The sequence below is a fragment of the Pseudomonas sp. JL27(2026) genome, from assembly GCF_056933555.1.
This window is the reverse complement of record NZ_CM167794.1, coordinates 4,417,580-4,442,367: the sequence shown is the minus strand read 5'-3', so window position 1 is coordinate 4,442,367 and position 24,788 is coordinate 4,417,580. Positions and strand designations below refer to the sequence as shown.

Below are 24,788 nucleotides of genomic sequence, written 5' to 3'. Positions count from 1 at the left end.
GCAAAAAACGCGGATACAGATGCAGGTTAAAAAGTTAACTTATTGAAATATAAAAGAAAAAAATTCAATTCAAGGCTGGCATGCCAGGTGCAACACCTATGGCAACTCTCAACCCGCAAGGAATTGAAAAATGACCGACATTAATAAAGAAGCGATTTCAGTCCTGAACGACCTGATCGAGACCAGCAAGGACGGTCAGGAAGGTTTCAAGACCTGCGCTGAAGATATCAAGCATCCTGAACTCAAGGCGCTGTTTGTCAAACGTTCAGCCGATTGCGCCACGGCCGCCGCTGAACTGCAAGGCACGGTGCGCTCGATGGGGGGTGATCCTGAAACGAGTACCAGCGTCAGCGGTGACTTGCACCGTCGTTGGGTCGACCTCAAGTCGCTGGTCACCGGCAAGGACGAGGAGGCTGTGCTCAACGAAGCCGAGCGGGGCGAAGACCATGCTCTGAAGGCCTACAAGCACGCTATCGAAAAAATCAACAAACACAACCTGGTGGGTATTCGTGATCTGGTGGAGCGTCAGTACCACGGCGTTCAACGCAATCACGACCAGGTCAAAGCCCTGCGCAACCAGGCTCGCGCACGTTCTTAAACGCGTGTGAACTGTCAAAAACGCCAGCCAGCCTGGCGTTTTTTTGTGCCTGGTTTTTTTTGCTGGACGGCTCATAGTTAGCTTGCTAATAATTTGTCCGTCGGTCCTTCTGGCCGATCCAGACTATCGTTATTTCGTCCGCTCAAGAGTCGTCCCCGTGCCTATCACCTTGCAGGCCTTGCTGGCACCCGACCGCCGCGCCTTCCAGTTCGCGATCAAGACCCTGCTCGGTGCCGGCCTGGCGCTGTGGCTGGCGTTGCGCTGGGGCCTGGAGCAACCGGCGTGGGCCTTGATGACGGCGATCATCGTTGCCCAGCCGCTGTCGGGCATGGTGCTGCAAAAAGGCTTGGCCCGGCTGGTGGGAACACTGGTCGGGACGTTTATGTCGGTGGTGTTCATGGGTCTGTTCGCCCAGACACCGTGGTTGTTTCTGTTCGCCCTCGCGCTGTGGCTCGGGCTGTGTACCGCCAGTTCGACTTTGCTGCGCAGCGCCTGGTCCTATTCGTTTGTGCTGGCCGGCTACACCGTGGCGATCATCGCCTTGCCTGCGCTGAGCCATCCGCTGACGGTGTTCGATCAAGCGGTGGCACGGTGCACCGAAATCTCCCTGGGGATCATCTGTGCGACCGCCAGCAGTGCGCTGATCTGGCCGCTGCGAGTCGAGCGGCAACTGGCGGCCCAGGCTCGCTCGGCTTGGCAAAGTGGCATGCAGGCCGCGCGTGCGACCCTGGCCGGTGATCGTCTGGCGCGCAAAGGGTTGCTGGAAATTCTCGGGCGCATCGTGGCCGTCGATGCCCAGCGTGAGCATGCCTGGTTCGAGGGGGGCCAGGGCCGGCAACGGGCGCGGGCGATCAGTGGCTTGAGCCAGAAACTGCTGATGCTGTTGCGCATCTCCCGCTCGGTCCGGCGCCAGTGGCGGCAACTCGATGACGCTGAAGCCGCGCAACTGCAACCGTGGCTGGAGGAGGTTCAGCAGGCGCTGGAAGACGCCGGGGTGGGCACGCTGAGTGCGTTGCGCCCCAGGTTGCTTGATGCCGCCCACGACCCTCGAATCAGCAGTGCACAAAGTTATTGCCTGGCGCGGTTCACCCTGTTACTCGACACCGCGCTGGCCGCCGGTGTGGCGCTGCAGGCGGTGGAGGAGGGCAAGGAGCCGGTCGAGCAACCGGCGACCCTGACGCCCCACCGGGACCTGTCGCTGGCGCTGGTCTTCGGCGCGCGCAGCGCATTGGCGTTCCTGGCAGTGGCGACCTTCTGGATGGCCACTGCCTGGCCGGCCGCCGCTGGGGCAATGTTGTTGACCTGCGTGGTGTGCAGCCTGTTTGCCAGCCGTGAGAACGGTGCGCAGATCGGCATGAGTTTTTTGCGCGGCATTCTGCTGGCGATCCCCGTGGCCTTCGTGGTGGGTGAAATCCTCTTGCCGCAATGGAGCGGTTTTCCCCTGCTGTGCATGGCTTTGGGCGTGCCGCTGTTCCTGGGGGCGTTGGGTATGGCCAAACCGCAGATCGGCGCGACGGCCACTTCGTTTTGCCTGCATTTCATCGTGCTGGTGGCACCGCTCAATCAGATGCAGTTCGACGTCGGGACCTTCTTCAACAGCGCTCAGGCGATGCTCATTGGCGTGGGGGCGGCGGTGCTGGCGTTCCACTTGTTGATCCTGCGCGATCCGGCCTGGCACGGCCGCCGTTTGCTGGCGGCGACCCTCGACGATCTGGTACGCCTGACCCGGCGCAACCTGCGGGGGGCCGAGAGCTGGTTCGGTGGGCGCATGGCCGACCGCCTGCTGCAATTGGCCCGGCATTACCCGGAGCTGCCGCAGCAGGCGCGCAGCCGTTGGGACGACGGTGTGCTGGGCCTGGACATCGGTGACGAGCTGCTGCATTTGCGCTTGAGCCTGGCGGTGGCCCAACTGCCGACCCATGTGCCACAGCGCGAGTACTTCGAACACCTTGAACAGGTCCTCAAGCAAGGGCCGGCCGGCAGTCGCGCCGATGCACTGGAGCAGCCGAGCGCCGCGTTGCTCGAGAGTCTTCAAGACCAGCCGCCCAGCGATGCGCTGAAACTGGCTCAGGGTGCGGTCCTGCAATTGCAACGCAGCTGGCGCGCCTGGTGTCGCCAACAGGAGGAAAACCATGGGGTTGCGTGAGTGGTCGCTGGGCGGGGTGTTGCTCAGCCCCTTTCTGGTTTATGTGCTGCTGGCATTGCTGGTGACCGGTGGGGTGAGGCTGTTGCTGCGCCTGACACCTGCGGGGCGCTGGATCTGGCACGAAGCATTGTTCGATTGCGCGTTGTACGTCTGTGTATTGACCGTGATCACCGTGGTCCTCGGACCTTTATAAGGAGTTGAAAATGCGCACACCTGTACGTGTCGCAGTCACCCTCTGCCTGGTGGCGGTGGCGATCTTTGCCGGGTTTCATTTATGGCAGTACTACATGCTCACCCCATGGACCCGCGATGCGCGGATCCGCGCGGACGTGGTGATCGTCGCCCCCGATGTGTCGGGTTGGGTGCGCGAGCTCAAGGCCTACGATAATCAACAGGTGAAGGCCGGCGACAGGTTGCTGAGCATTGACCGTGACCGTTTCGAAGCCGCGCTGGAGAAAGCGCAGGCCGTGGTGCAAACCCGTCAGCAGCAGTTGAGTTTGCGTGAGCATGAAGCGTCCCGCAGGGCCAGTCTCGGGCCGCAGGCGATCAGCGCCGAACTGCGTGAGAATGCGCAGATCAATGCCGGCATCGCCCGTGGCGAACTGCGCCAGGCTCAGGCCGAGGCCAAGGTCGCGGAACTCAACCTGGCGCGCAGTCAGGTGCATGCGCCCCGCAGCGGGCACATCACGAACTTGCGCCTGGCCGAGGGCAATTACGTGAATGCCGGGCAACCGGTGATGGCGCTGATCGATGACTCGACGTTTTATGTGCAGGCCTATTTCGAGGAGACCAAGCTGCCGAGGATTCAAGTGGGCGACCCGGTGAAGGTCTGGTTGATGAGTGCAGGCGATGCGCTGCAAGGTCACGTCGAGAGCATCAGCCGTGGCATCACCGACCGCAACACCACGCCTGACGGGCAATTACTGGCGCAAGTGGAGCCGACCTTCAACTGGGTACGGCTGGCGCAGCGGATTCCGGTACGGATCAAACTCGACGTGGTACCGGAAGGGATCAACCTGAGTGCCGGGATGACGGCGAGTGTGCAGGTTCAGGAGCGGTAGAAGTTCCTGTGGCGAGGGAGCCAGTTCCCTCGCCACAGGGAACACGGTGTCAGCCGATGCTGATCGCCGGCAGCGTCGGCAAGGTCACGGTCTGCTGTTTGCGCGGCGCCAGGATCTCGGCTTCGCCGTCCACCACCAACTCATCGCGCTGGTTGAACACGCGGGTTGCGATGCGTACGCGGAACTTCGGCAGTTTTTCGAGGATTTCCAGGCGCACGGTCAGGGTATCGCCAATCTTCACCGGCTTCTGGAAGCTCATTTGCTGGCCGATATAAATAGTGCCAGGCCCAGGCAGTTCGCAAGCGACCGCTGCACTGATCAACGCACCGCTGAACATGCCGTGGGCGATGCGCTCCTTGAACATGCTGGCAGCGGCGAATTCGGCGTCCAGGTGCACCGGGTTGTGGTCGCCGGACATCGCGGCGAACAACTGGATATCACGTTCTTCGACGGTCTTGCTGTAGCTGGCGGTCTGGCCGACTTCAAGGGCTTCGTAAGGGGTGTTGGTAACCTGAGTCATCTGTTTAAAGTCCTGTTGACGAACAATTATTCGGTTTTTGGCGGCCGGCGATGCTCCAGCGCCTGAGCAATCCAGCCAAGCACATCCGCGGTCACTTCGTCGCGGTTTGTTTCATTGAACACCTCGTGCCGCGCCTGCGGGTAGATGTTCAGTTGCAGGCACTGGCTGCCAGCCTTGCGCAGGGCGTCGGCCAGACCCTTGAGACGTGTGCCATTGCTCACGGGATCACATTCGCCGCCCATCACCAGCAACGGCAGGCCCGGATCGATCTGGGCGAGATTGGACGCTTTGCTGATTTGCTGCAACCCGCCGAGCATGTCGATCCACAATTGATTGGTACAACGAAAGCCGCAGAACGGGTCGTGCACGTACAGGTCGACTTCGGCCGGATCGCGGCTGAGCCAGTCGAACGGGGTGCGATTGGGTTTGAAGGCTTTGTTGAACGAGCCGAACGACAACCACTCGATCAAGGCACTGCGCCCGGTGGCGCCCTGGCGCAGGCGTTCGAACCGGGCAATCAACTGCGCCACGCGGTACAGCGCCGCCGGCTGGCAATTGGAACCACTGAGAATCGCCCCGTGCAGGCTGGCGCTGTGGTGCAGCAGGTACGCCTGGGCAACGTAGCTGCCCATGCTGTGGCCGAGCAGCACGACGGGCGTGCCGGGGTGCTGCTGGCCGATGTGCTGTTGAAGGCTGGCCAGGTCGCCGACCACTTTGCGCCAGCCGTCCTTGTCCGCGTAGTGCCCCAGCAGGCCGCCCTGTTCGGCAGTTTTGCCATGCCCGCGCTGGTCCGGCGCATACACGCCATACCCCTGGGCGCACAACGCCTGGGCCAGGCGTGCGTAACGGGCGCTGTGCTCGGCCATGCCGTGAGACAGCAGAATCACCGCCCTGAGCGGTACGTCGGGCAACCACTGGTTGACGAAAAGCCGACTGCGGTCACTGGTGGTCAGCCAGAAAGTGTCGTGGATCATGGCGATTCCTTTGCACGGGGTCGTTGCATTGTATAGCTCATCAACCGCCCGCCGTCCGGTCAGGGCATGCCTCGGCAGCAAGATTCATGCGGTCAATGACGCTCATGCGTATATTTGCCGGATTCGCCATAACTGCTAGTGTCCGAAGAGCCCCGCCTTTCAGAAATGACAGAGAAGCGGCCCGGACACGTTCAGGTAAAAGAGGACAAGAACAATGCAACCTGATTTCTGGAATGACAAGCGCCCGGCCGGCGTCCCCCTCGATATTGACCTTGGGGCCTACAAATCGGTGATCGAGGTGTTTGAGCGTTCCTGCAAGAAATTCGCCGACCGCCCGGCGTTCACCAACATGGGCATGACCCTGACCTACGCCGACCTTGAGCGCTACAGCGCGGCCTTCGCCGGTTATCTGCAAGCCCACACCGACCTGGTGGCTGGCGATCGGATCGCCGTGCAGATGCCCAACGTTCTGCATTACCCGATTGCGGTGTTCGGCGCCCTGCGTGCCGGGCTGATCGTGGTCAACACCAACCCGTTGTACACCGCACGGGAAATGCGTCACCAGTTCAAGGACTCCGGTGCCCGGGCGCTGGTCTACCTGAATATGTTCGGCCAGAAGGTTCAGGAGGTGCTGCCCGACACCCAGATCCAGTACCTGATCGAAGCGAAGATGGGCGACCTGATGCCCGCCGCCAAAGGCTGGCTGATCAACACTGTGGTCGACAAAGTCAAGAAGATGGTCCCAGCCTACCAACTGCCCCAGGCCATTTCCTTCAAGCGTGCATTGCGTCTGGGCCGTGGCCAGGGCATCAAGCCGTTGAACGCCACCCTGGATGATGTCGCGGTTTTGCAATACACCGGCGGCACCACCGGGTTGGCCAAGGGCGCAATGCTGACCCACGGCAACCTGGTGGCCAACATGCAACAGGCCCGGGCGTGCCTGGGGCAGCACGGTGCCGACGGCCAGCCGCTGCTCAAGGAAGGTCAGGAGGTAATGATCGCGCCGCTGCCGCTGTACCACATCTATGCCTTCACGGCGAACTGCATGTGCATGATGGTCACCGGCAATCACAACGTACTCATCACCAATCCACGGGACATCAAAGGCTTCATCAAGGAGCTGAAAAACTGGCGCTTCTCGGCGTTGCTGGGGCTCAACACGTTGTTCGTGGCGTTGATGGACCACCCGGACTTCAAGACCCTGGATTTCTCCGGTCTCAAACTCACCAATTCCGGTGGCACCGCGTTGGTCAAGGCCACCGCCGAACGCTGGGAACAGATGACCGGTTGCCGCATCACCGAAGGCTACGGCCTGACCGAAACTTCGCCGGTGGCCTGCACCAACCCATATGGCGACAAGTCTCGGCTCAGCACCGTCGGGCTGCCCGTACCGGGCACTACCCTGAAGGTCATCGACGATAACGGTGTCGAGCAGCCATTGGGCGAGCGGGGCGAGTTGTGCATCAAGGGCCCGCAGATCATGAAAGGCTACTGGCAGCAACCTGAGGCCACCACAGAAGTGCTGGATGCCGAGGGCTGGTTCAAGACTGGCGACATTGCGGTGATCGACCCGGATGGTTTTGTACGCATTGTCGACCGCAAGAAAGACATGATTATCGTGTCGGGTTTCAACGTGTACCCGAACGAAATCGAAGACGTGGTCATGGCCCATCCGAAAGTCGCCAACTGCGCGGTGATCGGCGTGCCGGACGAGCGTTCCGGCGAGGCGGTGAAGCTGTTTGTGGTCGCGCGTGAGTCGGGGGTCAGTCTTGAAGAGCTGAAGGCGTACTGCAAGGAAAACTTCACGGCCTACAAAGTGCCCAAGCACATTGTGCTGCGTGACTCGCTGCCGATGACGCCGGTGGGCAAAATCCTGCGGCGGGAGTTGCGTGATATCGCCTGACCCCTTAAACGCTGCACTGCGCGCTATCGCGAGCAGGCTCGCTCCCACAAGGTCATCAGTGATCCTGTGGGAGCGAGCCTGCTCGCGATTTTTTCTGTAAGGCCTGAATTCATGGGGCTTTCAGGCGTTATAGAATTTTTGCTCTAAAACTGACCACTGAACTGTCTTGAGTCGAGAATGTGACTGTAGGGGCTCTCTTTGGCTCTAGTCGACCCTTGGCAAAGCTGCTACTCTCGGCGCGCTTTGTGACTTCTCGGCCTGAGTTAAAGCCAGATTCACCTATAAAAATCACACACCAATAATAATCGCATCAAATGCGGTGATGAATTCGCGTTGCTGAGGAGTGGGCTTCCATGATCGAAGACTTTTGGAAGGATAAGTACCCTGCCGGGATTGCTGCCGAGATCAATCCGGACGAGTATCCGAATATTCAGGCAGTGTTGAAGCAATCCTGCCAGCGCTTTGCCAACAAACCGGCCTTTAGCAACCTCGGCAAGACGCTCACTTACGGTGAGCTGTATGAATTGTCGGGCGCTTTTGCCGCTTACCTGCAACAGCATACCGATTTGCAGCCCGGTGATCGAATCGCCGTGCAACTGCCCAACGTCCTGCAGTACCCGGTTGCCGTATTTGGCGCGATCCGCGCCGGGCTGATCGTGGTCAACACCAACCCGCTGTACACCGCGCGGGAAATGGAACACCAGTTCAACGATTCCGGCGCCAAGGCCCTGGTGTGCCTGGCCAACATGGCGCACCTGGCAGAAACGGTCGTGCCCAAGACCAGCGTCAAGCATGTGATCGTCACCGAAGTGGCCGACCTGTTGCCGCCGCTCAAGCGTCTGCTGATCAACAGCGTCATCAAGTACGTGAAGAAGATGGTCCCGGCGTACCACTTGCCCAAGGCCATCAAGTTCAACGACGTCCTGAGCAAAGGCCACGGCCAGCCAGTGACCGAAGCGAACCCGGCCAGCAGTGATGTGGCGGTGTTGCAATACACCGGCGGCACCACCGGCGTGGCCAAAGGCGCGATGCTGACCCACCGCAACCTGGTGGCGAACATGCTTCAGTGCAAGGCGCTGATGGGCTCCAACCTCAACGAAGGTTGCGAGATCCTCATTACACCGCTGCCGCTGTACCACATCTATGCCTTCACTTTTCATTGCATGGCGATGATGCTGATCGGCAACCACAACATTCTGATCAGCAACCCGCGTGACTTGCCGGCGATGGTCAAGGAACTGTCGAAGTGGAAGTTCAGCGGTTTTGTCGGCCTGAACACCCTGTTCGTGGCACTGTGCAACAACGAAGCCTTCCGCAAGCTGGATTTTTCCGGGCTCAAGGTCACCTTGTCCGGTGGCATGGCCTTGCAACTGGCGGCTGCCGAGCGCTGGAAAGCCGTGACCGGTTGCGCCATCTGCGAAGGTTACGGCATGACCGAAACCAGCCCTGTTGCCACCGTCAACCCGGCCCAGAACAACCAGATTGGCACCATCGGGATTCCGGTGCCGTCGACGCAGTGCAAAGTCATCGACGACGCCGGCGTTGAGCAACCACTGGGTGAAATCGGTGAGTTGTGCGTCAAGGGGCCACAAGTCATGAAGGGCTACTGGCAGCGCCCGGACGCCACCGACGAGATCCTCGACAGCGAAGGCTGGTTGAAGACCGGTGACATCGCGCTGATCCAGCCGGACGGCTACATGCGTATTGTCGATCGCAAGAAAGACATGATTCTGGTCTCCGGTTTCAACGTCTACCCGAACGAACTCGAAGACGTGCTGGCCGCTTTGCCTGGCGTGCTGCAATGTGCGGCCATCGGTGTGCCGGACGAGAAGTCCGGTGAGACGATCAAGGTCTTTATCGTCGCCAAACCGGGCGTGACCCTGACCAAGGAGCAGGTGATGGAGCACATGCGCGCCAACGTCACGGGCTACAAAGTGCCGAAAGCGATCGAGTTCCGCGACGCGTTGCCGACCACCAACGTCGGCAAGATCCTGCGCCGTGAACTGCGCGATGAAGAGCTGAAAAAGCTTGGCTTGAAGAAATAAGCCCCGCGTAAAACACAAAAGCCCCGCAGATGCGTAATGCTGTTCACTTAAGCATTTGAGTCAAAGCGGGGCTTCATCGAAAATCCGATGCCAGACCTCTGGCATCGGATTTTTTATGTCTGTTCAACAGGACCTGCTCGACCTCGGCGACCTTTTCAACTTCTGCGACCTGAGCACCTTCACCCAAAACATCCCCATCGAGTGGGTAGCATCTGCACTGAATTTATCCAGTCAGGCCACCATTCGTCGACGTCGCCTGCCCGCTGATCAAGTGCTTTGGCTGGTGCTCGGCATGGCGCTATTTCGTGACGAGCCAGTTCACGAAGTGGCCAGGCGTTTGAATATTTGCGCCCAAGGCCTGGCCTCTGACCACCTATTGGCTCGTAGCGGAGTAACCGAGGCTCGTAAACAGCTCGGCGCCGATCCCGTTGAGTGGCTGTTCCGCAAGACCGGCACTCAATGGGGGGCGGAGCGTTATGACGGTGATGCCTGGCACGACCTGCAGGTATTCGCGGTAGATGGAGCACTCTTGCGCACCCCGGATACGCCCGAGCTACGAGAACACTTCGGGTCGGGAAACACTCCGAGCGACCGCCAGACTCCGTTTCCCATGCTGCGACTGGTCGCGCTGATGAATGTGCGCTCGCACGTAATTCTGGATGCTCAATTGAGTCCTTACCGACGCAGTGAAATGCGCTTGGCCGACGAGTTCCTACAGCAGATCCCCAACCACTCGGTGACGCTGTTCGACAAAGGGTTCTGGGGCGCCGAACTGCTGTCGAGCCTGAACAGAGCCGGTACCCACCGCCATTGGTTGATCCCGGCAAAAAAGGGACTGGTCTATGAGGAAGTGGCCCGTTACAGCGAGCATGATCGCCTGCTGCGCATGAAGGTCTCGCCGCAGGCCAGGAAGCGAACCCCAACTCTTCCAACACACTGGGAGGCGCGCGAAGTCAGCTATGAAATTCAAGGCAAGCTAAAGACCGTCATGACGTCGTTGCCGGCCGATACCTACACCACCAAGGCCGTTGCCAATCTTTATCAGGAACGCTGGGAGATCGAGCTGGGCTTCAGGGACATCAAGAGTTCGATGCAACAGAACGCAATGACTCTGCGCAGCAAAAAAGTCGACCTGGTCTATCAGGAAGTTTGGGGGCTTTTGCTGGCTTACAACGTGATTCGTCGGGAGGCCAGTCAAGCAGCAGTGGCGTTTGGCCGAACACCTTCCGACATCCGTTTCAAGCCGGCCTGCCAGTACATCGCCGTTCAACTGATCGTGATGGCAGCGGCCAATCCGGTTTCAGCCACAGGGAGGCGATTGGCAGAGCTAAGGGCAGGTATTGGGGGATTGTTTCTGGATCACCGCCCAAGGCCTACGAGGCCAAGGACGGTAAAAATTTCAAAAACCCGATTTCCAGTCGACCGTAAGGCTGCTCCGCTTAAGTGAACAGCATTACCGCAGATGCGGGGCTTTTTGTTTAAAGCGATAGAGGAGTGCTTCTGTGGCGAGGGAGCTTGCTCCCGTTCAACTGCGAAGCAGTTGCCATCCAGTCGATGGAGATATTCCGGATTTATTGCAGTGCTTGATTTGGGGCTGCTTCGCAGCCCAGCGGGAGCAAGCTCCCTCGCCACAGTGGTCCTCCGCCTGGGATCTTACAGGCGGAACTGCGCGAAATTGACGTTGGTGCCGGCCGGGCGCATGTCCTGCAGGAACGAGTCCTTGTCGGCGCTCAGTTCCAGGCTCAGGGCTGCTTTACGCTTGCCCTCGTTGCGCACCACCAGGCCTTCCATTTTTTCCCGCAGGAACACGGTTGGCACTTTCAGGTGCAGCAACTGGTCGGTGTCCGGGGTATACATCAGCAGGTGAATCCATTCGTACTGACCAATGGCCAGGCGTGCGACCGGCAGGTCGAACCACCAGATGTTGCGGTTGCGGTTCAATTCGGTGAAATGGCAGTTGTTGACGCCAAGCACAGCACCGCCGAGTTCCTGGTTTCTGCGGGCAATGGCCTGCTTTTTATCGAGTTTCATATCATTCCTACGGGGTTGGATCTTCAGTGCCATGGCCTGAATACATTGCGCATTCTCGGGGCAAAGGCTGCAAACATAAAGCCCAACCTGCCACCGACGATGAAATGACCCTGCAAAAATAAATGAAACTCTGCGCAACGGCCACCGGTCAACCCTTACGCAATGACTATGACCCTTGAATGTTCTGGAGGAGAAACACCATGAGCAGCACTGGCGATAAAGTTAAAGGTTTGGCTAACGAAGCAGTCGGCAACGTCAAGCAAGGCGTTGGCAAGGCAACGGACAACCCCAAGTTGCGAGCTGAAGGCAAGCTTCAGGAAAAGAAAGGCGAGGCCCAGCAAGCGCTCGGTAAAGCCAAGGACGCGGTCAAGAAAACCATCGATAAAGCCTGACCGGGCAGTGGGCTTCAGCGTCGTACAGCGGCCATCCTCCGGGTGGCCGTTTTTATGTTGGCTATGGTTAACCGGTACCGGTAATTTGTTTCGAGGTCGCCAAACAGGCTACCTTGATGTAGAAAACGCCCCCTGAGTCGCCACCGACTTCAACCTTTTGCGGCGAAAGGAGACGCTATGATTTTTCCGGAACTCAAAGGTTTGCCCTTGCATCGGGTCATGCTGCGCACCGTCACCGAATTCATCGCCGATGAAATGTCGACGTATGCGTCGGCGCTGGCCTACCAGATGCTGTTCTCGCTGTTTCCTTTCATTCTGTTTCTGATTGCCCTGATCGGTTTTCTGCACCTGCCGGACTTTTTCTCCTGGCTGCGCCTGCAATCGGAACTGGTGCTGCCGCCCCAGGCCCTGGAGCAAGTGAACCCGGTGATCGATCAGCTCCAGCAATCCAAGGGTGGCTTGCTTTCGGTGGGTATCGTGATTGCCTTGTGGACCGCATCGGCCGGTGTGCGCTTGATGATGAGCGCGATGAATGCAGCGTACGACGTGGTTGAAGGCCGGCCGATCTGGAAGCGCTTCCCGCTGTCGGTTTTCTACACGGTGGGCATCGCTGGCATGTTGCTGGCCGCTGCAGCGTTGATGGTGCTCGGCCCGCAGGTGATGGAGTGGATTGCGTCCCAGGTCGGCATGGAAGAGTTCATCGTCACACTCTGGACGATATTGCGCTGGCCGGTGATTGTGATCCTGCTGATGGTCGCCGTGGCCCTGATCTACTACGTCATGCCTGACGTGAAACAGCCGTTTCGCTTCATCACCCCAGGTTCGGTGCTGGCGGTGGTGGTATGGATCATCGCTTCGCTGGGCTTCGGGTTCTATGTGAAAACCTTCGCCAACTACAACGCCATGTATGGCAGTATCGGCGCGATCATCGTGTTGTTGCTGTACTTCTATATTTCCGCTGCGGTGCTGTTACTTGGTGCGGAGATGAATGCGGTAATCGACCACATGTCGACCGAAGGCAAGCATCCTGGTGAAAAGGACTTCGGCGAACACGACCACAAACAACACGTATCGGGATTGGGACGGGATCACTCGCTCAAACCGACCACTGACGAAGCCTGACCATGATCCGTGAAATCCTCAAAATGGGCGACGAGCGCCTGCTGCGCATTGCCCCGCCAGTCCCTGCCGAGATGTTCGACAGCCCCGCGCTGTGGCAATTGATCGACGACATGTTCCAGACCATGGAAAGCGTCGGAGGTGTCGGCCTGGCCGCGCCGCAGATCGGTGTCGACCTGCAACTGGTGATCTTTGGTTTCGAGCACAGCGAACGCTACCCGGACGCTGAAGCGGTGCCGCAGACGATTCTGATCAATCCGTTGATTACACCGCTGGAACCGACGCTGGAAGAAGGTTTCGAAGGTTGCCTGTCAGTGCCCGGCCTGCGGGGTGCGGTGCAGCGTTACCAGCGCATTCGATATGAAGGGGTGGACCCCAAGGGGGAGCCGATTGTACGTATCGCTTGCGGGTTTCACGCGCGGGTGGTGCAGCACGAATGCGATCACTTGATCGGGCGGCTGTACCCGTCACGCATCAACGACTTCAGCAAATTCGGCTACATCGACGTGATGTTCCCCGACCTGGACCCCGGCGCAGACGATTGAGCCGCTGACCGACCTCAGCTGGCGTCCACGGCAGGCGACTGACGTTCCATCGCCATGGCAATCATCGGTTTGGCCCGTGTATAGCGGGCCAGGCGTTCGGCCAAGGCATATGGCAAGAGTGGCCCGGCGCTAAAGCCATTGCGCTCGTAGAACCCGCGCAATTCGGGGTGGCAGAACAGCCACACCGACCCTTCAACCTGCTGGAGCGCGTGGGCCATCAAACCGGCCGCCACGCCTTGCGCCCGGCAGGCCGGGTCGACAAACAAGCCCGTCAGCCAGAACCCTCCCGCCATGGGCCGCAAACAGAGCCCGGCGATGATCTCGTCGCGTTTACCGACCCATAGTTGAGCCTCGCGGACGGCTTTCATCGGGGATTGATGGGCGCGGTAAAACTTGTTCAGCAATGGCCACAGAGGCTCGGCGAGCCGTGTGTAGTGGGTGTTGGGCATGAGCGGGGCCGTCGGAATGCAAAGTCGACGATTATAAAAGAACACCCGCGTCTGGATAGGTGTATACCTGATCTCACATCCCGTATGAGTGGAGTACGTATCATGGCCAAAGGCATGGATTCAAAGAAAGCAGCGAAGAAAAAACCGGCGAAAACTGCCGATGAAAAACGTGCTGACAAGAAGGCCAAGAAGGTCGATGTGTTCGGGCACTGAGTCACCCAGGCGGAACCCTGCTACCGGGTTCCGCTTTTATTTCAGCGCGTGTAACCCATTTTTTTGCAAAACTCCCCTGAGTGAGCCGCCTCAGGTCAGTCAGGGTTAAGCCTGTTCCGCCACCAACGCAGCGCTAACGGTTGGCCGCGCATCGATCCGCGCCTGAAAGCGTTCAAGCGCGGGCCATTGCCCCAGGTCGATGGCAAATACCCGGGTCCAGCGCAGGGTCGTAAACAGGTAGGCATCGGCCACGCTGAACGACTCGCCCAACAAATAGTCCTGCTGCTCCAGGGTCTGCACCAGGAACGCAAAGCGTTTGAACAGTTTCTCCTTCAAGAGCGTTTTGACAGCCTCGGGAAGTGCCCCGTTGAACAACAAACCCAACCCGCCATGAATCTCGCTGCTGATGAAGTTCAGCCATTCCTGCAAGCGTACCCGTTGCCAGCTTCCATTGGCTGGCGCCAGGCCTGCTGACGGGTGCAGGTCCGCGAGGTATTGCAGGATCGCCGGGCCTTCGGTCAGCACTTCGCTGTTGTCCAGTTGCAACGCTGCTACGTAACCCTTTGGATTGATGGCCAGGAAGTCTTCGCCGTGTTGGGTGGTCTTGTTGCTGTTGTCGACGCGCACCAGTTCGAAAGGCACACCCAGTTCACGCAGGATAATGTGCGGGGCGAGGGAGCAGGCGTTGGGTGAGTAATACAGCTTCATGGTCAGGGTTCCGGTTGGGTTTTTACCAGTGTCATCGTCGGGGATGCCCTGCGTACAATTAATCTTTCAGACCTCTGCCATAAGGACAGCTACTGCCATGATGAACCTGATGCACTGGCGCATGCTGGTGGCCGTGGCGGACACCGGCAACATCACTCGCGCCGCCGAGCGCGTCGGCATGACCCAGTCCGGCGCCAGCCAGGCGTTGGCGCTGCTGGAGGACATGCTGAATGTGCAACTGTTTACCCGGGAAAATCGCCAGACCCTGCCAACCGCGATTGGCCGGCAGGTAATCGAGCAGGCGCGGGTGATGCTCGATGCCCTCCAGAACATTCGAAATACCGTGGATGGGGCCAGGAGCGTTCAGCGAGGCTCGATCAGGCTGGCTGTTTTTCCCATCGTGCTGGAGAAAGTTCTGCCGCCGTTGTTGCGTCGATTCAATCGGCTTTACCCCGGTATTGAGGTGGTCACATTGGAGGTGAGCGATCACGAGGTCGAAGCCCTGCTGGAAGCCGGGCTGATTGATCTGGGCGTGGTGTTGAATCCACGTCCCGAGCGTACCGTCGCATTACTGGGGCGTGACAGTTGGGTGGGGGTGACGCCGCAGGGCCATCCACTGGCCAGGCAAGCTCGCGATGGCACGGTGTCGCTGGCCGAGCTGGTCGAGCAGCCGTTCGTGCTGGCCACCGGTGGTTGCACGGTGAATGCTCGCAGTCTGGCGGCAGAGTCCGGGCTGGCGTTACGCGATGTACGTGTTGAGGTCCGGGAGTGGAGCAGTGCTTTTGCGCTGGTCCAGGAAAATGTCGGCGTTACGCTGGTGCCGGAGATGACGTTGCCCGCCAACCGCAGGGGGTTGAGTGTTTTTCCTCTGGCCACACCTCTACATCGCGAGTTCGGTTTGGTGGCATCCAGCCGCGAAACACCGTCACCTGCTGTGCATGCGTTGCTTGGAATGTTCAGCAAGGAAATGGGGCTGACAACCGTTGAGCGTATGGCTGAATGATGGCCTTGCATCCGTGCTTTTGCTGTCTATGCTCACTCCTGACTCGTTATGTCAGTTGCAATATGAAACTTTTTATTGGCTTTGGTGAGGTTTCTGCTTAAGTGGAGATGTGTTCAATAGCATTAAGAGTGTGCAATCAAGGCACCGACGCTATAGGGAGTTAGTTATTAAAAGGAGTTACGTATGAACGTTAGGTCAGGCCCGTTACCGGGTCATCAAGAAAAGGATGGCTTGATAAGAGCGTTACTTCATGGACGCTTCGATTAAACATCATTTATCACCTGACACTTATCCTCGTGCTGGGGGTATGTTTGCCTGTTCTGTGAAACGTTGTGGTAAGTCCCGTGAAAAACCACGCACTTGCGTCAAACAAAAAACAGCGCTGAAGGTGATACCACCATGTTTAATCTACATCACAAGTCTGACCTGCTTGAAATCGAGCGTTTCACCTGTGCGCTGAGTGAGGCCAATGCCAAGTTGGCGGCAGTCAGCCGCTCCATGGCAATGATCGAGTTTGATCCCTCGGGGGTGATCCTCGATGCCAATGAAAACTTTTGCCTGGCCGTTGGTTACTCCATCGATGAGATCCGCGGCAAACATCACCGGATTTTTTGCGAGGAAGATTACGCCAAGAGTGACAATTACCAGCGCTTCTGGCGTGAGTTGGGGCGTGGAGAGCCGATCAGTGGCACGTTTCTGCGTCTGAACAAGGCAGGCAAGGAAGTCTGGCTCGAAGCCAGTTACATGCCCGTGTTCAACGGGCAGCGTCAGGTCAGCAGTGTGATCAAGGTTGCTTCGGACATTACCGAACGCATCAACAAGGAACATGAAAACCAGAGTCTGATCAACGCACTGAGCCGCTCAATGGCCGTGATCGAGTTCTCGCCGGACGGCAGAGTCATGAATGCCAACGAGAACTTCTTGCAGACCATGCACTACTCACTTAACGAGGTGGTGGGCCAGCATCACAGCATGTTCTGTCATCGTAGCGAGAGTGAGTCAGCGGCGTACAAGGCGTTTTGGGCATCCCTCAATCGGGGCGAATTCCACTCCCGCCGTTTTGAGCGGGTCGACAAGCACGGGCGGATGGTATTTCTCGAAGCCTCTTACAATCCGATCTTCGACGCCAAGGGTCGTTTGTACAAAGTGGTCAAGTTTGCCAGTGACATCACCCAACAAGTCACGACCTTGCAGGCGGCCGCTGAATCCGCTCATTCAACGTCGGTGCAAAACGACGCGTGTGCCCAGAAAGGTTCACAAGTCGTGCAGCAAACCGTGCAAATCATCGAAGAAATTTCCAAGGACCTCAACGAAGCGGCCCGCAGCATTGATGCCGTGAGCAAGCAGTCGGACATTATCGGCACCATCGTGCAGACCATCCGCGCAATTGCCGATCAAACCAACTTGCTGGCGCTCAACGCGGCGATTGAGGCAGCGCGGGCCGGGGAGCATGGACGCGGATTTGCGGTGGTGGCCGACGAGGTTCGCAGCCTGGCGGCTCGCACCAGCCTGGCGACGCTTGAAATCGTCGAAGTGGTGCGCAAGAACCACGATTTATCCCTGAGTGCGGTGTCGAGCATGCAATTGAGTTTGAGCCGCACAGGCCTGGGCGTGGAGTTGGCCAATGAGGCGGGCGAGGTGATCCTGGAAATTCAGCAGGGTTCGCGGCATGTGGTCGATGCCGTCAGCCAGTTCAATTCGACGCTGCAACTCAATTAAACGGCGTATATGAAAAGGGCTCCCCTGAGTGGGTAATACCGTGTTGGAGGCTGGCTTGCCGACGATGGCGTTCTTAAGGCCGCTATCGCCGGCAAGTCTGGCTCCTGCACCTGCGAGGCGGTAGCCTTTTGCCGGTTGACCCTGTCTTAAATAGCGGCCAGGGTCTTCTCGGCGGCCAGTGTGCTGGCGGGCATTTGCGCTTTCTCGGCCTCGGCCATTTTCATCTTGTCCTCTATTCGCTGGGCGATTTCCTTGCCGATGGCCAGTTGTTTCTCGGGTGACATGTTGGCCAGGTCTTGCTCGGTAATCCCCAGTTCCTTGAGAATGCTGTCGCGCATCCGTTGTTCAGGGGACTTGCTCATGTAGTCCTTGAACTCGGTCATGGCTGCGCTGTCGGTGGCCGTGGTGGCTTGTGGTGTACCGCTGACCGGGTCAGTGGCTTGCAGCAACACACGGGTTTTGGCAAAGGCAGCGTCGACATTGTCGGCCACGGTCGTGCCGCTTTGTTGAGCAGCGGCCGTCGCCTGAACGTTCGCGGCGTTCTGGACGTTCTGCATTTGACCACTGTACAGCGCGCTGGCGGCCGACATGGCGGGGTCCATATCGGGGCGCTGGATTTGCTGCACGATCGAGGACTTTTGTGCGTTGACCAACATGTTGAGATACCTGTAGGCAATTGCTATCCCCGTGCATTGAGCAAGTTGTGTGCCGCTATGTGTTCACCCCGTTTACAGGGGGCTTTCAGGCAAAATCGTAGGGCGGTGTTGCCGGAAAGCGGAAAGGGTTTGCCGCCGGGCTGGCGGCAAACCTTGTATGGGGGAAGGCGGGTGACTATAGGTCAACCTTTGGAGTGAGGGCCCGGTTGTAAGCCATCAAGGCCTCGATTCGCGACTCGATAGCTCCAGCTGGATGTCGTTCGAAAGACACCGCGTGGCCACCCGGTTCCTTGTAGCGGGTGCCGAGTTCATTCTGTGAGGTCCACTGGGCATAGGCGCCTTTGACGTGCAGCTTGGCAACTTTGATTGTCCGCAGGGTCGAATCATCACTGCCTCTGGCGGATAGGATGGCGGGGCCTTCGGGGGCACTCTCGATAAAGGCGTATTCCGGCAGCGCCGGGCCGGGTTCCAGGGTCAGTACGGCCTCTGGTCCGAAACCGAAGTAGCCCTTGCTGGCCAGGTGCGCACCCGGAAACTCCGGCCATGAGTCTGCGACCACCAGTTCTTCGGGCTTGCTCAAATCGTTGCCGATCAGGACGTACTGATGGTCAAAGTCGTCCGCCCCGACAATGTGGATTTTGGAGGTTCGGGGCTGGCTGGCCAGAATGGAGAACGTCACCTTGGAGTTTTCAGAACAGTTGCCGCCTCTGATCTTGATGGCTGCCTGCGCTGCTTCGGCTTCGGTCAATTGCGCGGTAGGAAGTCCCGTGGCGAGGTCGACTTTTCTGAGGTTTTTTAATGCAGCGATGGCTGATCCACCTTTTTCCCAGATGCTGGGCAGTTGGTTACCGGACATGGGCAACAGCTCTTTGGCCCGGGTGACGGCGCGTTGGGCCATCTCCAGGTTGGCCATGATGTCGGCACTGACCTCAATCGGTTCGGAGGCTGTGGCAACAGGCCAGTTGAACTCGCTGGCGTAGCTGCGCAGGTCGGCCAGTGGCACGGCGATTGCGACCTCTTCACCCGCTGCTGAACGGCGTAGAAGCTCATATTCTTCGGTGCGCCCCGCTTTTTTCAGGTAGCGGGCGGTCATGCCCAAGTCGCGCTCTGAAGACGACAAAGGCGTCAGCACTTCATCGGAAAATACAGTGTTGAGCAGTTCGTCGAAGCGTTCCGCCGGTAATAGGATTTTCAGGTCAGGCAAAAGCTCAACGGTCTGGATCGTATTGATCCTGGCCAGCGAGTTATCGGCCGTATTGGCCTCCTGGAGTGCATGCCACACCGCGTTCAAATGCTGCTCGGGCATCTCGTTTGCGATGAATTTCAGGCCAATCAGGTAGTCATTTTTCAGGTACTGCGCGGTTTCAGAATGAAACGCCCCGTCGACCCAGCTCTGGTATTGCGTCTGAAAATCGAGCAGTTCCGCCAACGCAATCCCGCCTTCTGTGACCTCTCCCGGGACATACCCTGGCGCGCCACCACGTAAACGCATGAACGAGGGGTCGTAGTGCGGTTTCTTGGGGCCGCTATGAAACAGTACCTCCCACAACTGAGGGCGTGAAAGGGCATGCTCCCGGACCTTGAGCTTCAACTGCGGGCCCTGGTTGGGTGATGGCAGGCCCAGCCGCAGGCGTTCGGTATCGGGCAGGGCGTGCTGGATCGAGTTGAAGAGGTCGTCGGTGCCGTGCAAGTCGTTGCCTTGGGCGTCATGGGTGGTGTATCGATTGCCCCGTTTGACCAGCCGTTTCTGTATGCCGGCGTGCTCATCGCCAATGCTGTTAAGCAGTTCGCCGTCGAAGGAGCCGGCACGGATTTCGAGGCGCAGGTCGTTGGACCAGCCGGGGAGCTTTTCCAGGGTACGCAAGGTCAATAACTCGTAATCCTGGTTGGTAATGGCGTCCAGATAGAGCCCTTCATAGGCTCGGCAGACCCGGGTCTGTCGCAAATTCCATTGGACTGCTTCATCCAGTCGCATGGATAGCCGACCGCTCTCACGCCAGGTGTTCAATTCTTCGGTACTCGCCCTGCTCAGCAATTCCTGAGCGGCACTGTTGGGGAGCCCCGGGTATTGGCGTTGCAGTTGTTGAACCTGCGGATGGCCGGCGATTTCGCTCTCGCGATAGAGGCTTTCGAAAATATCCGGTTTTCTTTCCGAGGCGTAATCGGCAAGTTGATCACGAAGTGTCTGTAGCCTGACCTCTTTGCTGGTCGAGATGCTCTCGCCCAGTAGTTGATGGACCTGATTCTCGCTGAGTTGGTCCAGCATACGGTCGGGGAGCGCTCCGTTACTGATCTCGGTACGGGTCAGTTCTATCCCTCGGGCACCGGGAGTGCGTCCGGCACCGTATTCGGTAAAGGTTCCCCTGAGTGCCGGGCCCTCGTAGACCTTGAGATAAAGCGAGGTTGGCCAACGAGGCTGTTCTGTGATCAATGACACCGGGTAGGTCCCGTACTCAAGCGGCTTGCCGACGCGCATTTTCAGGATCAGATCTTCAAGGGTGCCATACAGGTTAAAGCGTTTGATGGTGTCGGCCAGCGATGCGGCTGGGTGCAAGCTATCAACGTGCATGGTGCGCAAGAGGTTTTCGTCGAGGGTGCTGACGCGATGAATCTGTTCCAGTTCGGCATCGCTGAAAGCGTCGACCGAGTGGCCAATACGCCGCATCAGTTTGGGGTTTTGCCACTCCAGAGGTTTCTCCAGTTCGTGAACCCAGCTACCTGCGCCATTGTGTTTGAGCGAGGGCGAAAAGGTGTTGGAGCGCGTCGGGTGGGTAATCGCTCCTGTGTTGCGCCCTGGATCAAGCCGAACCTCATAGTGTTTGTTGTCCAGCGGCAGGTACGTTTTGTCCTGCTGCCAATGGAGGCCCAAGGTGTCGGGTTTCGAGCCTTCAGGCAGTGTCAGCGTTCGTTCATAGGGCTTGAGGTCGGGTTTCCACAGTTTCGTCGAACCATCGGGTATTTTCACCGGTCGCAAACCCTCGACGAAAGATGAAGGTTTGAGCGTGCCAACGAAGGTTCCCGCACCTGCACCGATCATTCCCATGACAGCCAGGTTATCGACGACCCCGATCAAATGCCCCCATGCTTGCGCGGTATCACCGTCCTCCCATTCTTCAATGGCTTCGAATACTTCGGTCATCAACTGCGCCGCCGTGACGCTCAGCATAATTTCTCCCAGTACAGGTACAAACATGCTGACGACGTTGAGCAGGTCCAGGCCCAGGGTCATGTAATGGGTCCATCGTTCCCAGCGGGCAGTTGCATCTGCCTGCGCAGTGGAAATGACATGGAAGGAAGCATCGTTGTAAATTTTTTGAATCTGACGCCGGTACAGGGCGTAGCCGATGTTTTCTGGAATATGAACTTCCACCAGGTCCAGGTGCGGGTTTCCAGTACTGGGCAAGCGACGTTTCAGGCTGGAGAAGAATGTCACTTCATCCCGCTGGGCAACAAAGTGACGAAAAAACATTTGAAAGTCTTGCGAGCGTAATCTTTTTGAAAGATCAACTTCGAACGCCCTGGCGTTACTGTATTCCTTCAGCGGGTGTACGGGATCGTCGGGCAGATAAACCACGACCGTGGCCGATTTACTCGGGTGGTTGGGGTACGGATAAATCAGCAGCGTATTGATCAGGTCGCAATCGAGCATGCTCAAGTGTCGATAACGCAGCGGTGAGGCCGATGTACCGTCTGAGGACCAGGCACTGTGCAGGGTGTTGTAGGTATACGAGCCAATATCGTTTTTTAAATGAGCGACCTGGAGGGCGAGTTTCAGTGCGTTCTGATACTGCCACTCGACTTGCGTTCTTACTTTAAGGTGTGCGGTCGGGTCATCCGGGGTCAGGATGCCCCGCAGGTAAGCCTGGTAGCGACCGCCGATGTCCAGTGTTCTGCACAGCGTAACGAGTTCGGTAATGGGTATTTGCAGCTGTGTGATTCCTTCTTCTGTCGCCAGGTACAAGCCCGAGTAACGCTGGAATGCATCTGCCTCAGCTTCGGATTTGTCGAAGTTATGCTTGGCCGCATCCAATAGGCTGCATACCCGGCTTTTTGATCCGGCGATCAGGGAGCTAACCTCTATATACAGTCGTACGGTCAGTTTGTTTTCGTGTTTGAGTTGCTCGGGCGTAACCGTCAAGTTGAAGGTGCTGGCCAGCGCATCGATGAGCAAGGGTATTGCGAAAGTGTCGACGTCCTGGGCAAGTGCTTCTATTGCGTTTCTTGAGTTCTGACTGTTGGCGTGAGCCGTCTTTAATGTATTCAGTTGTTCGTCTGTCGCATTCTTGTGCCAGAGAGGGTAGCTGAAGTTGTAAGAGGCTAGCCGAGTGCGCTCTGTGGAGGTCAATCCTTTGCTCCAGTGAGGCAAGTTGTTCTGGATGTGTAAGGTGTTACCTTTTAAGGGGGGTAGAGAGTTTTGCATCCTGCAATAACCTGATGTGTGTTGAAGTGGATGACCAGCCTATGGGGTGGTGAGTGAATATTGAAACTGCAATTGAGTTTTAGTGTTTCGAACAAGGCGATATCTTTTGTGGATGGTGATCGGTTATTGACGAGGGTCTGTACGAAAAGTCGCCGAGTGGCGATCAGGCAAGGCAAAAACAGGCGAGGAAGCGGAGTTTACGGATTGTAAATGAGCATTCCGAGCCTGTTTTTAACGCTGCATGTTCGACACGCAGGCAGTTTTCGTACGACCCTGGTCGCCGTTGTTAAACGGGCGTGCCAGGATCGACACACCCGTGTGGACATACTTATCCCAGGCCTCTGCAGTCAGCCATGCAATGGGTTGTTCACGCGGCCAACACTATCGACGGAGCTGTCGAGTAAACGCATGCGCATGAATGATTTGGCCGGCCAGTGCTCTTCCAGCAACGCTGCACGTTCGGTGAGCCAGCGTTGTGGGTCCACCCGATCGCGCAAGGTGTCGAAGCAGGCGCGGACCTGGGTGGCCAGCAAATCCCACAATGGACCTTCGGGCTGATCCCAGTGACGGCTGCACAGCAAAACCAGCTCGCCCAGATGACACATGAATGTGGTGTGCAAGAGCTTGTCGCGCACAAAACCGGCGTCGTCATAGAGGGTCATCAGCGGGTCATGCAACTGTAGGTCCAGGCCTTGCTGGTGCAAGGTCTGGCGTTGGATCCGGATATCGCCGAAGTCGCGGATCAGCAAACGATCCAGGTGCCCGGACGCGTCCATGACCATGAAGCTGTTCTGCTGATGGGCCTCCAATGCCACGCCATACAACAGGTACAGGCCGAGCAGGCTTGGAACGGCAATCGATAGATAGTCCTGCAAAAATCGCAGCATGGAGGATGGGTCATCGGTGCCTTCGGCCAGCGCCACCCACTGACGCAACAATGGCTGCCCGTACTCGTCGAGAGAAAACAGGCTGCTCACGGGCACTGCCATTTCGGCGGATTGCAACAGGCTCAGCGGGTTGTCTCGAAACAGCACGGCCAGGTGCCGGGCGCGCGGGTCATCCGAAGGCTGCGGTGAATAATGCAGGCCGATGCACTCGGGCACGATGTTCAGGCGTTTGCGGATATCGGGTTCTTGCTCGAGTATTTTCAGTAGCAAGGCACTGACCCTTGGCCCCATGCGCGCCGAGCGGGGTGACAGGGTGCGTTGCACGCTGGTCAGGCGAAGCGCCACGGGGAGTTTGACCAGCGGAGAGCCCGCATCGCCATTCGGTACCAAGGTCCGAAAGGACAGGGTGGGGTGACCGTTGAAGGCCACAATCCCGGTCATCACCAGCAGGTTGTCGGCGATTTCTTGAGCGAATTCGCCAGGCAACAGTTCATCGGCCTGCCAGGGATGGACGGGAATGGGCAGGTAGTCCGCAGGGCTCAGGCCACGTTCACACAAGTGCTTCATCAATTGCCCGGTCGCCAACGGGAAAAACGCTTGCCACTGACTTACGTAGTCCTGGATGTTTTCCAGCATTTCGACGTGGGCGACTTGCCGATGCAGGGCACACAGGCGCACAGGAACGTGAGCCTTGAACTCAGGTGAGAGGGCGATAACCTGGGCGGTGCTCAGGCCCAGCTTGGTTTTGAAGTCGGGATGCCAGGGATGCCCTTGCGCACCCCACTGTTCGAGTAGCGCGGTGGGGTTTTCGATTGAACGGGTGCTCCTGAGCCAGGCCAGTAGCGAGGTGGAGCCCTCACGCTTGGCGTGTTCGCGAAGGTGTCGGCTCCAGCCAAGGTGAAAGGCCTGGCAGAGGGAGGCATTAGCGAGGCTGTCATCGAGTTCAAGTATCAGACGCTGCTCGACTTCAGGAGGTGGTGGGGGCTCAAGCAACGGGCAGAGCAACGTCAGCAGCCGGGAGGGGAACAGCAGCTTGTGCGGGGCATGCCCCAGACGATGCAGTGTGATGCTGCCCTGGAAGTCCCAACTGCCCATTCTTGCGGGGATGAGGTGTGAGAAACACAGGCGGGCGCCATCGGGCAATATCAGCCAATGATGCGAGCCATCAGGTTCCAGCCTGTTGAGGTCCAGCAGCCCTTCACGAAGCAGTGCCTGCAACAACCGCTGGAAGCTCTGTTGAATGGCCTGTTCGAAGGTTTCGATCAAATGAGCGAGGGTAATCGTGTGTGAGGTAAAGGCCTCGGTAGCGAGGGCTTCGCTCCAGGATGAGAGCAGTCGTTGCTGTTTTGGCAGGTCCGTGTGCATCGCTTTCGACTCCTTGGGCTTAAAAAAACCAGCT

At 58.2% G+C, this 24,788-nt stretch carries 20 protein-coding genes and 1 pseudogene; 13 read left to right on the top strand and 8 right to left on the bottom strand.

Annotation, left to right across the window (positions count from 1 at the left end; genetic code table 11):
- Positions 1–130 precede the first annotated feature (130 nt).
- The 4 genes from AC1Z1G_RS20215 to AC1Z1G_RS20200 all read left to right on the top strand — a co-directional run bounded on the left by AC1Z1G_RS20215 (position 131) and on the right by AC1Z1G_RS20200 (position 3,805).
- A complete protein-coding gene (locus tag AC1Z1G_RS20215; RefSeq protein WP_483622088.1) occupies positions 131–598 on the top strand; it encodes a ferritin-like domain-containing protein in 468 nt (155 codons plus the stop codon).
- A 157-nt stretch (positions 599–755) separates the two neighbouring features.
- Positions 756–2,744: an FUSC family protein gene (locus AC1Z1G_RS20210; RefSeq protein WP_483622086.1), complete on the top strand. Its 1,989-nt coding sequence runs from the start codon at positions 756–758 to the stop codon at positions 2,742–2,744.
- Positions 2,731–2,937 carry a DUF1656 domain-containing protein gene (locus tag AC1Z1G_RS20205; RefSeq protein WP_483622084.1) on the top strand — a complete coding sequence of 69 codons (207 nt, stop codon included), beginning with the start codon at positions 2,731–2,733 and terminating at the stop codon, positions 2,935–2,937. Before AC1Z1G_RS20210 ends, AC1Z1G_RS20205 begins: the two co-directional genes overlap by 14 nt.
- A gap of 10 nt (positions 2,938–2,947) precedes the next feature.
- Positions 2,948–3,805: an efflux RND transporter periplasmic adaptor subunit gene (locus AC1Z1G_RS20200; RefSeq protein ID WP_483622082.1), complete on the top strand. Its 858-nt coding sequence runs from the start codon at positions 2,948–2,950 to the stop codon at positions 3,803–3,805.
- Positions 3,806–3,854: 49 nt separating this feature from the next.
- On the opposite strand, the gene AC1Z1G_RS20195 is transcribed toward AC1Z1G_RS20200, so the two are convergent.
- Both AC1Z1G_RS20195 and AC1Z1G_RS20190 read right to left on the bottom strand, forming a co-directional pair.
- On the bottom strand, positions 3,855–4,325 hold the full coding sequence (locus tag AC1Z1G_RS20195; RefSeq protein ID WP_071553717.1) for a MaoC family dehydratase: 471 nt from the start codon (positions 4,323–4,325) through the stop codon (positions 3,855–3,857).
- Positions 4,326–4,351: 26 nt separating this feature from the next.
- Positions 4,352–5,299, bottom strand: coding sequence for a lysophospholipase (locus AC1Z1G_RS20190; RefSeq protein ID WP_483622080.1), 948 nt, complete (start codon positions 5,297–5,299; stop codon positions 4,352–4,354).
- Positions 5,300–5,513: 214 nt separating this feature from the next.
- Here AC1Z1G_RS20190 and fadD2 point away from each other — a divergent pair, with 214 nt between their 5' ends.
- The 3 genes from fadD2 to AC1Z1G_RS20175 all read left to right on the top strand — a co-directional run bounded on the left by fadD2 (position 5,514) and on the right by AC1Z1G_RS20175 (position 10,694).
- Positions 5,514–7,202, top strand: a complete 1,689-nt coding sequence (fadD2, locus tag AC1Z1G_RS20185) for a long-chain-fatty-acid--CoA ligase FadD2 (RefSeq protein ID WP_483622078.1) — start codon at positions 5,514–5,516, stop codon at positions 7,200–7,202.
- 353 nt (positions 7,203–7,555) lie between these two features.
- The gene (gene fadD1, locus AC1Z1G_RS20180; protein WP_483622077.1) at positions 7,556–9,247 is read left to right on the top strand and encodes a long-chain-fatty-acid--CoA ligase FadD1; all 1,692 of its coding nucleotides are present in this window, start codon (positions 7,556–7,558) and stop codon (positions 9,245–9,247) included.
- Positions 9,248–9,362: 115 nt separating this feature from the next.
- Entirely contained in the window at positions 9,363–10,694 is a 1,332-nt protein-coding gene (locus AC1Z1G_RS20175; RefSeq protein ID WP_483622075.1) for an IS4 family transposase, read from the top strand.
- A 206-nt stretch (positions 10,695–10,900) separates the two neighbouring features.
- Here AC1Z1G_RS20175 and AC1Z1G_RS20170 read toward each other — a convergent pair whose 3' ends face one another.
- Positions 10,901–11,278 carry a hypothetical protein gene (locus tag AC1Z1G_RS20170; protein ID WP_483622073.1) on the bottom strand — a complete coding sequence of 126 codons (378 nt, stop codon included), beginning with the start codon at positions 11,276–11,278 and terminating at the stop codon, positions 10,901–10,903.
- 200 nt (positions 11,279–11,478) lie between these two features.
- Here AC1Z1G_RS20170 and AC1Z1G_RS20165 point away from each other — a divergent pair, with 200 nt between their 5' ends.
- The 3 genes from AC1Z1G_RS20165 to def all read left to right on the top strand — a co-directional run bounded on the left by AC1Z1G_RS20165 (position 11,479) and on the right by def (position 13,334).
- The gene (locus AC1Z1G_RS20165; protein ID WP_483622072.1) at positions 11,479–11,670 is read left to right on the top strand and encodes a CsbD family protein; all 192 of its coding nucleotides are present in this window, start codon (positions 11,479–11,481) and stop codon (positions 11,668–11,670) included.
- Positions 11,671–11,847: 177 nt separating this feature from the next.
- Positions 11,848–12,792, top strand: a complete 945-nt coding sequence (locus tag AC1Z1G_RS20160) for a YihY/virulence factor BrkB family protein (protein ID WP_483622070.1) — start codon at positions 11,848–11,850, stop codon at positions 12,790–12,792.
- Positions 12,793–12,794: 2 nt separating this feature from the next.
- Positions 12,795–13,334 (top strand): peptide deformylase, encoded by a 540-nt coding sequence (gene def / locus AC1Z1G_RS20155; RefSeq protein ID WP_483622068.1) that lies wholly within the window; start codon positions 12,795–12,797, stop codon positions 13,332–13,334.
- 14 nt (positions 13,335–13,348) lie between these two features.
- Here the strand turns inward: def and AC1Z1G_RS20150 are convergent, their stop codons facing one another.
- Positions 13,349–13,783, bottom strand: coding sequence for a GNAT family N-acetyltransferase (locus AC1Z1G_RS20150; RefSeq protein WP_483622066.1), 435 nt, complete (start codon positions 13,781–13,783; stop codon positions 13,349–13,351).
- Between the two features lie 318 nt (positions 13,784–14,101).
- Entirely contained in the window at positions 14,102–14,704 is a 603-nt protein-coding gene (gene gstA, locus AC1Z1G_RS20145; protein ID WP_483622064.1) for a glutathione transferase GstA, read from the bottom strand.
- 97 nt (positions 14,705–14,801) lie between these two features.
- Here gstA and AC1Z1G_RS20140 point away from each other — a divergent pair, with 97 nt between their 5' ends.
- From AC1Z1G_RS20140 to AC1Z1G_RS20130, 3 genes and pseudogenes are all read left to right on the top strand, one after another.
- Positions 14,802–15,707 carry a LysR family transcriptional regulator gene (locus AC1Z1G_RS20140; RefSeq protein WP_483622062.1) on the top strand — a complete coding sequence of 302 codons (906 nt, stop codon included), beginning with the start codon at positions 14,802–14,804 and terminating at the stop codon, positions 15,705–15,707.
- 399 nt (positions 15,708–16,106) lie between these two features.
- Positions 16,107–16,889 (top strand): annotated as a pseudogene (locus tag AC1Z1G_RS20135) (PAS domain-containing protein); the annotation flags it as partial.
- 42 nt (positions 16,890–16,931) lie between these two features.
- Positions 16,932–17,426: a methyl-accepting chemotaxis protein gene (locus tag AC1Z1G_RS20130; RefSeq protein ID WP_483627931.1), complete on the top strand. Its 495-nt coding sequence runs from the start codon at positions 16,932–16,934 to the stop codon at positions 17,424–17,426.
- A 146-nt stretch (positions 17,427–17,572) separates the two neighbouring features.
- Here AC1Z1G_RS20130 and AC1Z1G_RS20125 read toward each other — a convergent pair whose 3' ends face one another.
- From AC1Z1G_RS20125 to AC1Z1G_RS20115, 3 genes are all read right to left on the bottom strand, one after another.
- The gene (locus AC1Z1G_RS20125; RefSeq protein ID WP_483622060.1) at positions 17,573–18,082 is read right to left on the bottom strand and encodes a hypothetical protein; all 510 of its coding nucleotides are present in this window, start codon (positions 18,080–18,082) and stop codon (positions 17,573–17,575) included.
- A gap of 175 nt (positions 18,083–18,257) precedes the next feature.
- Positions 18,258–22,502 (bottom strand): dermonecrotic toxin domain-containing protein, encoded by a 4,245-nt coding sequence (locus tag AC1Z1G_RS20120; protein WP_483622058.1) that lies wholly within the window; start codon positions 22,500–22,502, stop codon positions 18,258–18,260.
- 347 nt (positions 22,503–22,849) lie between these two features.
- Entirely contained in the window at positions 22,850–24,754 is a 1,905-nt protein-coding gene (locus tag AC1Z1G_RS20115) for an IucA/IucC family protein (RefSeq protein WP_483622057.1), read from the bottom strand.
- Positions 24,755–24,788 lie beyond the last annotated feature (34 nt).

What these genes read in the sequence shown, in the direction of transcription:
- AC1Z1G_RS20150 (WP_483622066.1), bottom strand. Translation starts at nt 13,783, where the DNA reads ATGCCCAACACCCACTACACACGGCTCGCCGAGCCTCTGTGGCCATTG.
- def (WP_483622068.1), top strand. Translation starts at nt 12,795, where the DNA reads ATGATCCGTGAAATCCTCAAAATGGGCGACGAGCGCCTGCTGCGCATT.
- AC1Z1G_RS20195 (WP_071553717.1), bottom strand. Translation starts at nt 4,325, where the DNA reads ATGACTCAGGTTACCAACACCCCTTACGAAGCCCTTGAAGTCGGCCAG.
- AC1Z1G_RS20200 (WP_483622082.1), top strand. Translation starts at nt 2,948, where the DNA reads ATGCGCACACCTGTACGTGTCGCAGTCACCCTCTGCCTGGTGGCGGTG.
- AC1Z1G_RS20190 (WP_483622080.1), bottom strand. Translation starts at nt 5,299, where the DNA reads ATGATCCACGACACTTTCTGGCTGACCACCAGTGACCGCAGTCGGCTT.
- AC1Z1G_RS20170 (WP_483622073.1), bottom strand. Translation starts at nt 11,278, where the DNA reads ATGAAACTCGATAAAAAGCAGGCCATTGCCCGCAGAAACCAGGAACTC.
- AC1Z1G_RS20175 (WP_483622075.1), top strand. Translation starts at nt 9,363, where the DNA reads ATGTCTGTTCAACAGGACCTGCTCGACCTCGGCGACCTTTTCAACTTC.
- AC1Z1G_RS20125 (WP_483622060.1), bottom strand. Translation starts at nt 18,082, where the DNA reads ATGTTGGTCAACGCACAAAAGTCCTCGATCGTGCAGCAAATCCAGCGC.
- gstA (WP_483622064.1), bottom strand. Translation starts at nt 14,704, where the DNA reads ATGAAGCTGTATTACTCACCCAACGCCTGCTCCCTCGCCCCGCACATT.
- fadD2 (WP_483622078.1), top strand. Translation starts at nt 5,514, where the DNA reads ATGCAACCTGATTTCTGGAATGACAAGCGCCCGGCCGGCGTCCCCCTC.
- AC1Z1G_RS20160 (WP_483622070.1), top strand. Translation starts at nt 11,848, where the DNA reads ATGATTTTTCCGGAACTCAAAGGTTTGCCCTTGCATCGGGTCATGCTG.
- fadD1 (WP_483622077.1), top strand. Translation starts at nt 7,556, where the DNA reads ATGATCGAAGACTTTTGGAAGGATAAGTACCCTGCCGGGATTGCTGCC.
- AC1Z1G_RS20215 (WP_483622088.1), top strand. Translation starts at nt 131, where the DNA reads ATGACCGACATTAATAAAGAAGCGATTTCAGTCCTGAACGACCTGATC.
- AC1Z1G_RS20205 (WP_483622084.1), top strand. Translation starts at nt 2,731, where the DNA reads ATGGGGTTGCGTGAGTGGTCGCTGGGCGGGGTGTTGCTCAGCCCCTTT.
- AC1Z1G_RS20140 (WP_483622062.1), top strand. Translation starts at nt 14,802, where the DNA reads ATGATGAACCTGATGCACTGGCGCATGCTGGTGGCCGTGGCGGACACC.
- AC1Z1G_RS20115 (WP_483622057.1), bottom strand. Translation starts at nt 24,754, where the DNA reads ATGCACACGGACCTGCCAAAACAGCAACGACTGCTCTCATCCTGGAGC.
- AC1Z1G_RS20120 (WP_483622058.1), bottom strand. Translation starts at nt 22,502, where the DNA reads ATGCAAAACTCTCTACCCCCCTTAAAAGGTAACACCTTACACATCCAG.
- AC1Z1G_RS20165 (WP_483622072.1), top strand. Translation starts at nt 11,479, where the DNA reads ATGAGCAGCACTGGCGATAAAGTTAAAGGTTTGGCTAACGAAGCAGTC.